15 protein-coding genes are annotated in these 12,172 nt (G+C 68.2%); 9 read left to right on the top strand and 6 right to left on the bottom strand.

Going from position 1 to position 12,172, the window contains the following annotated elements:
* Nucleotides 1–68: 68 nt before the first annotated feature.
* Both HP550_RS17660 and HP550_RS17655 read left to right on the top strand, forming a co-directional pair.
* The gene (locus HP550_RS17660; RefSeq protein WP_175349454.1) at nucleotides 69–611 is read left to right on the top strand and encodes a GNAT family N-acetyltransferase; all 543 of its coding nucleotides are present in this window, start codon (nucleotides 69–71) and stop codon (nucleotides 609–611) included.
* A gap of 344 nt (nucleotides 612–955) precedes the next feature.
* The gene (locus tag HP550_RS17655; protein WP_175348991.1) at nucleotides 956–1,351 is read left to right on the top strand and encodes a hypothetical protein; all 396 of its coding nucleotides are present in this window, start codon (nucleotides 956–958) and stop codon (nucleotides 1,349–1,351) included.
* 144 nt (nucleotides 1,352–1,495) lie between these two features.
* Here the strand turns inward: HP550_RS17655 and HP550_RS17650 are convergent, their stop codons facing one another.
* On the bottom strand, nucleotides 1,496–1,828 hold the full coding sequence (locus HP550_RS17650; RefSeq protein WP_175348990.1) for a hypothetical protein: 333 nt from the start codon (nucleotides 1,826–1,828) through the stop codon (nucleotides 1,496–1,498).
* A gap of 395 nt (nucleotides 1,829–2,223) precedes the next feature.
* Here HP550_RS17650 and HP550_RS17645 point away from each other — a divergent pair, with 395 nt between their 5' ends.
* Nucleotides 2,224–2,700: a hypothetical protein gene (locus HP550_RS17645; protein WP_175348989.1), complete on the top strand. Its 477-nt coding sequence runs from the start codon at nucleotides 2,224–2,226 to the stop codon at nucleotides 2,698–2,700.
* 129 nt (nucleotides 2,701–2,829) lie between these two features.
* On the opposite strand, the gene HP550_RS17640 is transcribed toward HP550_RS17645, so the two are convergent.
* Nucleotides 2,830–3,501: an HAD-IA family hydrolase gene (locus HP550_RS17640; protein WP_175348988.1), complete on the bottom strand. Its 672-nt coding sequence runs from the start codon at nucleotides 3,499–3,501 to the stop codon at nucleotides 2,830–2,832.
* Nucleotides 3,502–3,814: 313 nt separating this feature from the next.
* Here HP550_RS17640 and HP550_RS17635 point away from each other — a divergent pair, with 313 nt between their 5' ends.
* The 4 genes from HP550_RS17635 (at nucleotide 3,815) to HP550_RS17620 (ending at nucleotide 6,504) form a co-directional block, all read left to right on the top strand.
* Nucleotides 3,815–4,018, top strand: coding sequence for a hypothetical protein (locus HP550_RS17635; RefSeq protein WP_146930266.1), 204 nt, complete (start codon nucleotides 3,815–3,817; stop codon nucleotides 4,016–4,018).
* A gap of 224 nt (nucleotides 4,019–4,242) precedes the next feature.
* Nucleotides 4,243–4,494: a hypothetical protein gene (locus HP550_RS17630; RefSeq protein WP_175348987.1), complete on the top strand. Its 252-nt coding sequence runs from the start codon at nucleotides 4,243–4,245 to the stop codon at nucleotides 4,492–4,494.
* A gap of 214 nt (nucleotides 4,495–4,708) precedes the next feature.
* A complete protein-coding gene (locus HP550_RS17625) occupies nucleotides 4,709–5,245 on the top strand; it encodes an RNA polymerase sigma factor (RefSeq protein WP_175348986.1) in 537 nt (178 codons plus the stop codon).
* Nucleotides 5,242–6,504, top strand: a complete 1,263-nt coding sequence (locus HP550_RS17620; RefSeq protein WP_175348985.1) for a hypothetical protein — start codon at nucleotides 5,242–5,244, stop codon at nucleotides 6,502–6,504. Before HP550_RS17625 ends, HP550_RS17620 begins: the two co-directional genes overlap by 4 nt.
* Before the next feature lie 121 nt (nucleotides 6,505–6,625).
* Here HP550_RS17620 and HP550_RS17615 read toward each other — a convergent pair whose 3' ends face one another.
* The 4 genes from HP550_RS17615 to HP550_RS17600 all read right to left on the bottom strand — a co-directional run bounded on the left by HP550_RS17615 (nucleotide 6,626) and on the right by HP550_RS17600 (nucleotide 10,318).
* On the bottom strand, nucleotides 6,626–6,934 hold the full coding sequence (locus tag HP550_RS17615) for a hypothetical protein (RefSeq protein WP_210768251.1): 309 nt from the start codon (nucleotides 6,932–6,934) through the stop codon (nucleotides 6,626–6,628).
* A gap of 227 nt (nucleotides 6,935–7,161) precedes the next feature.
* Complete coding sequence (locus HP550_RS17610; protein WP_175348983.1) at nucleotides 7,162–7,881, bottom strand: DinB family protein; 720 nt, start codon at nucleotides 7,879–7,881, stop codon at nucleotides 7,162–7,164.
* A 699-nt stretch (nucleotides 7,882–8,580) separates the two neighbouring features.
* Nucleotides 8,581–10,092, bottom strand: coding sequence for a dGTP triphosphohydrolase (locus HP550_RS17605; RefSeq protein ID WP_175348982.1), 1,512 nt, complete (start codon nucleotides 10,090–10,092; stop codon nucleotides 8,581–8,583).
* Between the two features lies 1 nt (nucleotide 10,093).
* Nucleotides 10,094–10,318 carry a hypothetical protein gene (locus HP550_RS17600; RefSeq protein WP_175348981.1) on the bottom strand — a complete coding sequence of 75 codons (225 nt, stop codon included), beginning with the start codon at nucleotides 10,316–10,318 and terminating at the stop codon, nucleotides 10,094–10,096.
* 350 nt (nucleotides 10,319–10,668) lie between these two features.
* Between HP550_RS17600 and HP550_RS17595 the strand changes: the two genes are divergently transcribed.
* Both HP550_RS17595 and HP550_RS17590 read left to right on the top strand, forming a co-directional pair.
* Nucleotides 10,669–10,890 carry a hypothetical protein gene (locus HP550_RS17595; protein ID WP_175348980.1) on the top strand — a complete coding sequence of 74 codons (222 nt, stop codon included), beginning with the start codon at nucleotides 10,669–10,671 and terminating at the stop codon, nucleotides 10,888–10,890.
* 87 nt (nucleotides 10,891–10,977) lie between these two features.
* Complete coding sequence (locus HP550_RS17590) at nucleotides 10,978–11,964, top strand: hypothetical protein (RefSeq protein WP_175348979.1); 987 nt, start codon at nucleotides 10,978–10,980, stop codon at nucleotides 11,962–11,964.
* Nucleotides 11,965–12,172: the final 208 nt, after the last annotated feature.

Below are 12,172 nucleotides of genomic sequence, written 5' to 3'. Positions count from 1 at the left end.
CGGGTGGGTGAGTGGGCAGCGTGCACGGGTCGAGGGCGCTGTCAGCGTCGCGTCCGTACTGTCGGGGCATGGCAGAACTCGGGCGCGTCACGTGGCCACCCGGACCGATCGCCACCGATCGACTTCTGCTCCGCCCCCCGGCGGCGCGCGATCGCCCGGCATTCGTCGACCTCTACACCTCACCCGACGTCGGCACCTTCACGGGCGGAGCACGATCTCGTGAGGCGGTCGAACGCGCGCTACCGGCGGCTCCACGGGGGCGTCCCGGTCACTTCGTGATCGACCTCGACGGAGCGATGGTCGGGACGGTCCAGCTCGAACGCCGCGACGTCGACTACGAGGTGCGCCAGGCGGCCGGCCACGTGGACCTCGGGTACCTGCTTCTGCCGGTGGCATGGGGACGCGGATTCGCCACCGAGGCCTGCGAAGCCGCACTCGTCTGGTTCGCCGGCGCACTACCCGGCGAAACCGTCGTACTCACCACCCAGACCGCAAACGGGCCGTCGATGCGCCTTGCGGCGAGGCTGGGGTTCGTCGAGGTCGAGCGGTTCGAGGCATACGACGCCGAGCAGTGGTTCGGCAGGTGGACCCCACCCGCAGCGACCGGCTGAGCTTCAAGAATCTGGCCCGCACGGGCCGCGGCGCGCGGAGACCCGGGACGTCTCGGGTGGCCAAACTCGGACGAGAGTCCAGACAAACAACCTTGCATCTCTGTCGCGATGCAGCACAGATTGACCGAGGGAGCGTCATAACCTGACCCCTCCTGCCGTTGCTGGCGGCGCCGGTCAATGTAGGAGCAGCCGTCACCGCTGACCGTTTGGGGCTAAGGCGACGAGCGCCGCATGGCCGACGTCGACCGGACGGCCAAGAGACGAGTCCTTCTGACGGGCGCTTCGGAACACCCACAGCCGCGCCACCTGCCCCGGTGCTGTCGTATCCGTGCCACGCTGCATCGATGATGTCCACACGCCACCTGGCCTTTCCCCACGTCTGGCGTGAACGACCGTGGGCGGACATCGCTCTCGACCACCGCGAGCTCGCAGATCACAACCCGGCGCTCCCACACCTGAGGGCCATCACCGAAAGCGTTCTCGCTGGTGACGGAGCGCAGCAGCTTTCCGCGCTCACCTCGCACTACGACCTGCTCGTCACGCCCCGGCCGGTGCCGACGCATCCCCCGATCGAGTACCTCCACGTCCGCACGGACCTCGAGCCTGGTACGGGCTATGTGGTTATCGAGCACGTCACCCCATCCGGACGCAACGACAAGATCAGCCGGCCGCCGACGGAAGCGGTCGCACTGTTCTGGCGCTTCGTGGCAGAGAAGTTCGGGATCACCAGCGGGACTTGAGGCGACCTAGGGCATGTCTCCCAAACTGTCGCACCTGCGGCCGAGGGCATCACGAAGCTCACGACCGAGACCGGCGCCGGCCAGTGGGGCGCGTCGCTGCCGATGGCGTGCGCGCTGCTCGGGCGGACCTGCGTGGTTGTGCTGTCAGCGCTCCATTACGCGGCCCAGCGACGTGATGAGCGTCCCCGGCGGGACGTCGCCCCGTTCGAGCGCAAACAGGAGCACCATGAACTCGGTCTCGTCGATGAGCTCCGGATCTGCGGGGTGGTCGAGGTTCGCCTCAGCGATCACCTCGTCGCCATCCGGGCGGAGGCACCTGGCGTGGAACATGTGCACGGCGCCAGGACGCCGGTGCGGGCCGCTCTGCAGCTCCCCGAAGACCGCGATGAAGTCACCGGCCCTCCTGCCGACCGGCTCGTACATGCGCCCGTCGGTGAGGAACCGGATCTCGGCGCTCACCTGGTGCTCAAAGACCACGGGCCGAGCATAGGTCGCACTCGGTCCGGGCCGTCTCGGTCCCTGAGGCTGGCTCTCAGGCATGAACTAGGACGTCCCAGTGACTGCAGCAGAGGTTGGGAGACACGTCCTAGCTCCGCACGCGCATCCGATCGCCGCTGCGCTACGGAGGGTTCCATCAGCCGCCGAGCTCGCCGCCGACCACCCAGCCCTGACCTGCAGCGCTGCAACTGCCTGCCTAGCCGTGCTTCAAGTATCCGGGCCCGATTTTCAAACTCTCGACACGGTTTCTGTCGAGATGCAGGACAGATTGACCGCCGCTGAGAGCCGTACTTTGACCGAACGCGCATCGGACCGGTCCGGCAGTCAAAGAACGGGAGCCCGGCCCGCCTGACTCACGGCATCGACGTGGGTCGATGGAGCGATCACACTTCAGCATGGACACCGCGGCTCCAGACTGGGACGCCATCGACTGCCTGGCTGCCCGTGCGTCAGCAGCCGACCCGGACACCGCGGACCTCGTCGCCGGCGACCGAACCCCGGGGTGCGCTCTCGCGTTGATCGCCGACAAGGCGACGGGCTGGCTGCTCGTCGTCGTCGCCGATCCCGTGACGGGCGAGTCGTTCATTCCTCAGGTGGTCGACCCGGACGACGAGACGCGACTGCGCGGATCGGTCGCTCCTGCCTACGGACAGGGGCCGCGATTGCACTACGCCCTCGCACACGCTCCTGGGATCCGAGGCCTTCGAGCTCGGGCTCCGGGCGAGACGTGGCGCGTTCGGCTCGTCTCACCCTCGGGCTGGGCGGCGATCTGCCTGGCACTCGAGGACTTCTCCGTGCCGCTCGAGGTCGCCGTCCTTCAGGATGACGACTGGGTCGAGCTCCAGCTGTAGTGCCGCCACGTGGTCGTACTTCAAGTATCCGGGCCGGATCTTCGAACTATCGTGCTGTCGAGATGCAAGGCAGGTTGATGGCCGCTGAGCGGGCTACTTTGACCGGATGGTGGTAGATCCGACCGGCGGTCAGAGTACGGGGTCCGCGCGAGGCCCGACTGCCGTGCTGATCATCAGGCCACTGGCGGTAGCCTCCACGCTGCACGCCCCAAGGTCAGGAACGACTGCGTCTGCAGCGCAGAGGTCCTGGGCCGAATGGGATGTCGCCACCGCGAGCACATGGGCCCCTGCGGCGCGACCGGCCTCCAGGCCGGCTGGCGCATCTTCGACGACGAGGCACCGGCGAACGTCGAAGCCGAGCGCCCGGGCCGCCTGCAGGTACCCCTGCGGGTCGGGCTTGCCGAGCCGCACATCTTCGGCCGCTACCAACACGTCAGGCACCGGGAGCCCCGCAGCCGCCAGTCGCGCACGCATGAGCGCCCGTGACCCGGAAGTCACCGCGGCCCACCGGCCCTCCGGCAGGGCCGACAACAGGTCGCGCGTGGCAGGCAGTGCGGTCACATCACCGAGGTCGGCTAGCTCCAAGCGCTCAAGCTCGGCAACCGCCGCGGCGCGTTGGTCGCTCGGAAGAAACTCAGCGACCGTGTCCTCCGAGCGGCGCCCGTGACAGACCCGGAGAACCTCCGCAGGGTCGATCCCCCACGCCGCCGACCACGCCTCCCAGCTCCGCACGACCGCCCCGGTCGAGTCCACCAACGTCCCATCGATGTCGAACAGGATCGCGTCGACCTCAAAGCGCATGGGCAACAACCTATGCGGGCCGGAGCCTGACCCCGGGCGAGGTCACGGTGTCCTACCGTGCCAGCCGAAATGTGTGCGTCGACCGGTTGAGACCGCCATCGTCTGCAGGTGGTGCCGCACAGGTGCGCCGCGCAGACGACCGGGAATCCGTCCTCGCCCGGTACGGGGTTTCGAAGACCCGTGGCCACGTGGCCGCCCTTCTCCAACTCGCGATCGTCGTGACCGTGGGCCATGATCCGGGTGCTTCCGAGTCACCGGGAGCATCAGACCCTCCGGCAGGCTCGCCGGACCCCTTCCTTCCTTTGGAGTACTCATGCTTGCGCTCGTCGCTGCCGCGATCTTCGCCCTCGCCCTGCTCCTCGACCTCGTCGAGGCGAACGTCGGGGACGCTCTGACCCCACAGACGCTGATGTTTGCCGGTCTGTTCTTCCTCGCGCTGCACCTGGGAGGAGTCGGCGGCTCGTCGCCGGTGAACGGCGGCTGGCGGGGGCGTGGGGGGAGTTCCCGCCGGCGGTAGGGGCTCGCACCACCCGCTCCCGTCATCACGCCGGAATGCACCGGCGCTCAGCGTCGTACCTTGACCGGTTGGTGGCTTCGCGGGTGAGTCGGTCAAGGTGCGACCGTGCAGCAAGACCCCGACCGAGGGGGTGTCAGCCGAGCCGACGAGCATGTCGCCCTCGTGGGGCAGGGTCTCGAAGACGTTCAAGTCGGAGGTGATCTCGCCCATCTCCGGAGGTGGTCGTGTTCACGGAGAAGCTGAACGACCGGACAGGGCTGGTCGCGATGACGGTGAGGACCGCGGGCGGCGGAGGTGTCCTCTTCGGCGACACGACGAAGTTCCAGGACACCACCACGTTGACGACGCAGCCGGGGATCGAGGGCCCGGTGGCGCTCCGACGCGCCCGGAGACCCGTGGCCACGTGGACGCCCTCGTGGGACCGGCCCGGCGGAACACGCTCCGGGCAGCTGCCGTCGAGGGACCCGCCTGAGTGAGCGTCGTACTTTGCCCGCTGGGGCCGCACAGCCAGGTCCGGTCTCTCCGTCACTCCGGCACGTCGCGGTGGGCCGCTCGTGTACGAGGTGCGTCCAGGGTGTGACCGCACATTTCCGGTCACGACCTGGGGGCCTGCCGAGCCGCCCGAACGGGTGACCAACGATTCGCCGTACCTCGTCGTCCTGGACCATGACACTCAGAAGTGGAGGGCCGATGGCGGCGTGGGAACAGGTGCTCGACGACCTGGTGCAGGTCCGCGGGCACGCGCTCGCCCGGTACGCGGCGCTCCTGACGGGCAGCCGTGCGGAGGCGGAGGACCTGCTGCAGGAGGCGCTGGTGCGCTGCTTCGGCCAGGTCCGACCGCTGCGGGACGTCGTCGCCGCCGAGACGTACGTGCGGCGCGCGATGCTGAACGTCTTCCTCGACGGGCACCGGCGCCGTAAGCGCTGGACCGGCGTGCGGCACCTGATCGCACGGCCCGCGCAGGTTGAGTCGCCCGAGGCGGCGGCTGCCGACCGGATCAGCGTCGAGTCGGCGCTCGCCTCGTTGCGGCCCCGGCTGCGTGCGTGCGTCGTCCTGCGCTTCTACGACGACCTCACCGTCCCGGAGATCGCGCAGCGGCTCGGCCTCGCCGAGGGCACCGTCAAGCGCTACCTGTCCGACGCCGTCGGGCGGCTCGAGGACGTCCTGGGTCCGGTGATGTCCAGCTCGGAGCGTCCCGACACCGTCGACATCAAGGAGGCCCGATGACCATCGACCTGAGCGCCGCCCTGCACGACCTGGTGGACGGTCACCGTCCCGGCGGTCCGCCGCCGGTCGACGTCCCGCGGGTGCGGTCGCGCGCCCGTCGGCGTCGTGCGGTGCACGTGGGTGCCGTGGGAGCCGTGGGGGTGGGCACCGCGGGTGCCGTCGCCATCGGCGCGATGTACGTCACCGGCACCCGGGACGCCCGCATCGTCCTGCCCGCCGACCCCTCGACGGCACCGAGTGACACCGCCACCCTTGACTCCCTCGTCATCCTGCCCTCCGATCCCTCGGCGGCGCCCGGTGAGTGCGGATCGAACATCTCACCGCTGCTGGGCACCCCTGACCCGACGCTCGGCATGCGCGCGTCAGCGTGGTCGGACCCATCAGCGCAGTCGGGGGAGAGGTCGGTGCCGCAGCCGCGTCCGCTCGGCGCGTTCGCGTCGAGCACGGTGTACCTGGACGTCGTGAGCTCTCTGCCGGAGGACGGTGCAGGTCCGCCGTCGACCGAGCTCTCGTCCACGCAGGACACACTCGCGATGGTCGAGCAGTCGTACTCCGACCGGCTCGCCGAGCGCGACGCCGGTGAGGCGGTCAAGCAGAGCGTGCTCGACGATCTCGCCGGGGCGGTAGAGAGCCTCCGGACGTCGGTCGAGCAGAAGCTCGCGGCAGGCGAGGAGACTGCCCCACCGACAGCCTTGGCACGGGTGCGCGTGCTCGTCACCCAGGACGACCGGGTGGTCGCCACGGCGACCCTGCCGCGAGAGGGTCAGTCGGATGCTGACGCCGCGTGGGACCGGACACCGAGCGGGCTGCTGCGCGAGACGGTCATTCTGGATCTGGTCACCTGCACGGTCGACGGGGTCGGCGGCGAGCTGCTGCCGACCGGCACGTACGGCGCTCTCGTCGTGCGCGACGGCGAACCGCTCACCGGCCTGACCGGCCCCTGGACGATCGTCGTCCCGCCGCAGGTCGCCGTGTCCGGCCTGCCCGGCGACTTTCCCACCGACGTGGTTCCCATGCCGCCGGGTCGGCTCCTGTCGGTCTCCGGTGACGCGGCGACCGGGTGGGAGGTCCAGATCAGCGTCGAAGGGCTCGACCGGCTGAACGCGGCGGCGGCCCTGCTGACCGACGTCGACGACGCGGAGGAGGAGGCCCTTGATCCGCTCGGCGCCACGGTGATCGTGCCCGGGTGGTCCGTCCATGTCGTGCCCGCGTCGGCCGACGGGCAGATGACGCTGGTCTACCGAGTCACGCCGGACTGACGCGGCAGGTCGCTACAGTCCGCCCCACCGTTTCCGCGTCCTGTGCGTCCTCTGCCCGACGACAAACACAGGCTGCACGTGGCGGCCTGGGAACTGCCCTACGCTCATCGAGCTTCTGCGCTCATTCCATGCGTCGATGCGCGACGCGACGCTGGACCGGGCGGCCTTCGGCTGCACTCGGCAGCAGCCGTGAGGGGTTGGCGTCTTCGATCCACGACGCCGTCTCAGCCGCACCCCACTCGACGACCACGAGCGCGTCGGCTTCAACACCCCACAGCTCGTTCAGATGCTCTCGGTCGGGCCACGCATACAGGACGCGATGGCCAGCGAGCGACGAGGCGAAGAGGCCGCGCCACGTCAGATGGGCCGTCCCCGGGAGATCGACGAGACGCTTGAGGCTCTGGCCCTGGAAAGTCCGGCGGGGCGTCACCACTGCTACGGGGCCACCCGGCTGATCAAGGAGCCACCGGACAGCCCGGGTGTTCTGCGCCTCGCGGGAGTCCCACTCACCGAGCTGAGAGACAGCGACCGGAAACGGGTATGCGTCCGACGACTTCGGGTTCCTCCTGTTGGGTCCTCCAACCGGACCCTAGCCGGACACTCCGACACCGATCGCCGCACGCGGCAGCGGCGGCGGCGGCGAGCCAGGCCTTGCCACTACCGAGCGTCCTGTGCCTCGATCAGGTCGAGGTCGCGGACGCAGAAGCGGTGGTGCTCGAAGGTCTCGTTGAGCACCGTGCCGAGGCACTGCCGCACCAAGCGGCCCCGGGCGTACGGCGGCCAGACATCGTCGTCGGGCACCGGCGCTCGCGCTGCGAGCTGCACAGCGGTGACCTCGTCGAGCCAGGCCTCGAGCTCGGCTGCCTGTGCGTCACGCACGCTCACGATCTCGTCGAGGGCCGGATCGAGCGAGAGGTCAAGCCCGTGCGCTCCACGGTAGGGCTCGACGGTCGTCCCGATGCCCATCGGCGTGAACAGCTCTGTCGAGCCCAGGCAGCAGCGACGGAACCACGCGTCGTGGACGAAGACCAGGTGGCGCATCGTCTGCACCGCCGACCACTCGTCGTTCACGCTGCGGCGCTCGATGCCGGGCGTACGGCGGATTCGTTCGATCGTGGCGGCCCAGCCGGCGTTGAGCTGACGCGATGCCTCGCGCAGATCGGCAGGGTCCTCGGAGCGGATCAGCACCCGCACCGGATGACGCCGGTCGAGCTCTGCCTCGACGTACTCAGTGACCTCGACACCGTTCACCACGAGGTTGGTGATGAGCCCGTCGATCACGGCATCCTGCATGACGACGCCGATCAGGCGTGCCCCGGTCAGATCGCACTCGCGGAACTCCGCACCGTGCAGGTCCTCGTCGATATACCGCGTCATGCTCCGCATGCTAGGTCCGAGCACCGACAAGCCAGCCACGACAGGAGCCGTGGGAGGACGAGCAACACGAGGACGACGGCGACGACGTCGAGATGTGGGTGGTCACTGATCCCGGGCAGGGCCACGACTGCGCCTCGGCACGATCCTGGCGCGGATGAGCGGCGAGCCGCAGCTGTCGGACTGGCCGTACTAAAGTATCCCGGCCGTATTTTCAAACTATCTTGCTGTCGAGATGCACCGCAGATTGGCTGCGCTCGAGCCTCGTACTTAGACCAACGGGCTCGAGGACCGAGCTAGCAGTCAAACTAGGTCGGATGTCGAGATGACCGACGCGGTCAATGACGGCCGGGCTAGCCCGGGTCACGGCATGTCGATACCGGTTGCAGGCAGGTACGCCCTCGAGGTGGCCACGGCAGCGTCGACCTCGCGCGGTACGCCGACAGGTACGCAGGCTCCTGCGGGGTCATGTCGTGGACTACCTCGGAGTCCGGAGAGCCATCCTCGTCCGGCGCAGCAACGTCGTGTGCGGAGAGGCAGACTATCCACTCCGCCGTCACGGCCAGCCCTTCGGGCGTGTAGACCACGGGCTGGGCGCCGACAGCGCGATGCGGCAGGGATCGTCGACTTCGTTGACGCCGTACCTGTACGGCTCCCCGGGATTGCCGGCCGGCCGTATCAAGCGTCGTCCGCCAGCCTGGTCTAGAAGCCGTGCGAGAGTCCCCCGCGATGGACCTGCTGGCCGCTCAGGCGGTAGTACAGCGCGAGGCATTGCGCGTCGCTTAGCGCGCATAAGTAGTCAAGGATTGCGCGCTGTGGGTTGCCGCGCGGCGCGTCGCGGAACTGTTCGCTCCCACCACGCTCGTAGTACGAGGCGATGTAGCTCGATCCCTGCTTCTTGGCGATCTCCAGGTTGTCCCGCAGCCGCGCAGGCAACCGTCCGGCGTCCTTCTCCGCCCACGTCTTCAGGAGCCGGACGAGATTTTCAAGGACCGCTTCCTGCCCGTGCTGGAGTAGGGCGACGTCAGGTCGCTCGATCACGAAGTACTTCGTGATGTGCTTGAGGATCTGCACCTCGTGCCAGTGCGAGCGGCTCAGCCCGACGTGTGGACCGTTCGGCCACAGGACGCCTTCGGCGAGTTGCATTCCGGCGATGTACCGGCCGATGAGCTGCGTGCCTTCAGTGCGAGCCATCGCCTCTTGGAAGCGCCGACCGCCGCGTTGACGCCAATACCCCGAGCGCAACTTGGCGAGCACGATCAACGCAGCGTTCTGGAAGAGGTCCGGGTCGAACCAGTCCTGGTAGTCGAGTGCGAGCCGGTTGCGGAGCACCGTGAACGCGTTGTCCTCGTCGGGACCGTCCTTGAATGCCTCCAGCTCCTCATGCACGCTAGCGACGTCTAGGATTCCGGCGAGGTAGAAGTCCTCCAGATCATGCACGGCGTAGGTGATGTCGTCGGCGGAGTCCATCACCGACGCTTCCAAAGTCTGGGTCTTGCCGCCGATCTTCCCTTCGGCGAACTGGCGCGCCCACGCCAGCAGAGGCTCTTCTGAGGTGTAGGCGCTGAACTTCAGCCACTCGCGGCGGTAGTTCGCGTCGCTCTGGACTTTCTCGTCGTGCTGCCTGACCTCTTCGGCTCGCGTCCATGGATACTTTGCGATAGCTGCCAGAGTCGCTGCGGTCAGATCAAAACCCTCGTAGTTGACACTGCGCGTTCGGCCGACTGCGACGATCCGAAACGTCTGCGCGTTCCCTTCGAAGCCATCAACGATCCCCAGTTCGTCCCTGGCGAGCCTATCGAGCACCCGCTCGCCGATGTGGCCGAACGGGGGGTGGCCAAGGTCGTGCGCCATGCCCGCCGCCTCGCAGACGCGAACGTCGAATCCGCCGAGCGCGTGCATGACGGCATGGTTCGCAGTCTTGGCGAGCAAGGTGCTCGCGATGCCTCGGGCGACCTGCGCCACCTTCTCCGAGTGGGTGAGGCGGTTGTGCATCAACTGGGCGTCGTCGAACGGCGACATCACCTGAGTGACACCACCTAGGCGGCGCCACTCCGACGAGTACAAGATCCGGTCGTAGTCACGCAACGCCTCGTCGCGCACCTCGCCCTTGCCCGGAGTCAACCCACTGAACCGACCTGTCCGCGATGCGACCGTCGCGGACACGCCGACGATCCTGCGTTCCAAAGGAACGCCCGAGCCGTCGTTGTCCACGTCAGCGGGCGAGAGCGAAAACGCCTTCGTCGGTGATCACCGCTCCGAGGCTCGCCATGGCAAGACGCGTGTCGTACTCCGCGAACCCACCGTCAGAGCGCATGCGGGTGACGAGGCTCTCGAACGAGGCCCGACCACCGAGGGAGTTGAACGTCACGAGCAGTTGCTCTCGCGCTTCCTCAAGACGCCCGAGGGCCTCGGATGCTGGCAACTGGTCGATGGACATCTGCGACTCCTGGGTGAGGGAGGGGCGCGATCGTGCAGAGCGCTCGTTCGAATCTCCACCGTGCGGAGTGGCACTCCGAGCGGAACTGCGTGGTGAGTCTATGGGTTCAGCCGGCGGAGTCGACCTTTTCGACACGATCATCACCCTCTCGTCTATGTGGGCTCCACTGTCTCGCGAGGCACCGACAAGACCCTAGGAAGGGGGGAACTCGCGAGATCGACGCATCGGCAAGCGCCGCGACCGCTGAGTGCGGCCGTCACGGGAACACGTAGCGCAACAGATCGGGCTCAAGCCCGCCAGGCTCGGCGCGTGGCACGGAACCTCCTGTTCGAGCGGGCACAGTGTCATGCATGCAGATTGAGGTCGTGCAGGCGGACATCACCGGCGTCAAGGTGGACGTCATCGTCACCGCGGCGAACGGCCCGCTCATCGGGGGTGGTGGCGTCGACGACTCGAAGAAGCACCTGCCCGTCACGGGGTTCGCCGGGACGCGAGAGATGCAGAAGTACGCGGACACCCTCACCGAACGCATCCTGGATCAGCGGCGGTCCATGAAGGCCACGTGGTTCTGACCGGGTGGTCGGACCCTCGACCGGCGGCGTTGCCTACGAGCATCATGGGTGGCGACCGCGGTACGCCCGTCGTCAGGGGGCCAGACCATGCTCGACCGTAACCGGGTGCTCGCCAGACCTGTGGAGCCATCCGAGCCGACTCTGACGCTCGGGATGGTGATGGACTGCGCGAGCTACGTCAGCCACGCGGTCGGCCCGTGCACGAGGTTCCAGTTCGACGATTTCGCGACCGCGTGGCTGGTACCCGTCTGGACGCGGCCCGAACGCCGGCAACGTCACGTCGACCAGGACATCACCGTTGACGCGGTCCGCACATGGCTCCACGTCGCGTCGGGGCTTGGTGAGATCGACCCAGGCAAGTTCTCGACGCATCTGAAAGTCAACGTGCGCCAGTTCCGGGGGAAGTGGGTCGGGCCTGCGTTCTACCGCTGGGCGTACCAGGTGCGGCAGCCTCACCTGAAGGAGCTGTCCCACGAAGGGCCGCACCGCCTGACGAAGCAGGCCGCCGTCGCGATCGGCGAGGCAGCTGTGATGACCAAGGCCGCGCTGCTCGACCGTGTAGCTCAGCCAGTCGCACCACCGGAGGCCATGCTCGAACCGGTCGTCGAGTGGCTCACCACGTACTGGGAGCCCCTCACCAAGGACGGGTTCGCTCAGGACATCATTAACGCCCCATGGTGGTGGTTCCAGACGTGGGCGCGGGGTGCTCCGCTCGACTTCGACTTCGCGTCCCGGCACCCCGCTCTTCTTCAGATCGCCGCCTCCGCCTTCCCTGACTTCCAGCAGTGGTGGCCGCTGGAGGTCGCGCGCGTCGCCGCCGCCCGTCGAGCTGAAGAGGTCGCTCGCGCCAGGGCCGAAGCTGAGCAGTACCGCCGGGAGGCCGCTGCGTACGCGCACGCTCGTCGCGCACCCGCTCGGCCCGGTTTGCCGCGCAACGCGGCCGTGGGCATGAACGCTTCGGGGCTGCAGAACCCAGGCGGGTACGCGAGCGGTGGGTACTCGGGCTCGACGTTCATCGCGGGGTTCGGCGCTCACTCGCCCTACGACTCTCGGCGGTGGGGCCTGAACTGGTGACGGTCGCTTGCTCGGGTGCGGACGCAGCGCCTGAGCTTCGCCGCTGAACCCTGGCACGGGGCCTAGCGGCCTCGGACGGTAGGGCGCACACCTGAGCGACGAACTCAGCCCTGCCGGATGAGGTGCCGCATGCCGCGTCAGCGTTTGCATCTCGACAGCGGTGTCGAGACGGCCGTGTTTTGCACAGCCGCACGCTCGACAGATTGCA

The sequence above is a fragment of the Cellulomonas humilata genome (assembly GCF_013359775.1).
Lineage (GTDB): Bacteria > Actinomycetota > Actinomycetes > Actinomycetales > Cellulomonadaceae > Cellulomonas > Cellulomonas humilata.
This window is presented reverse-complemented; position numbering and strand designations above follow the sequence as displayed.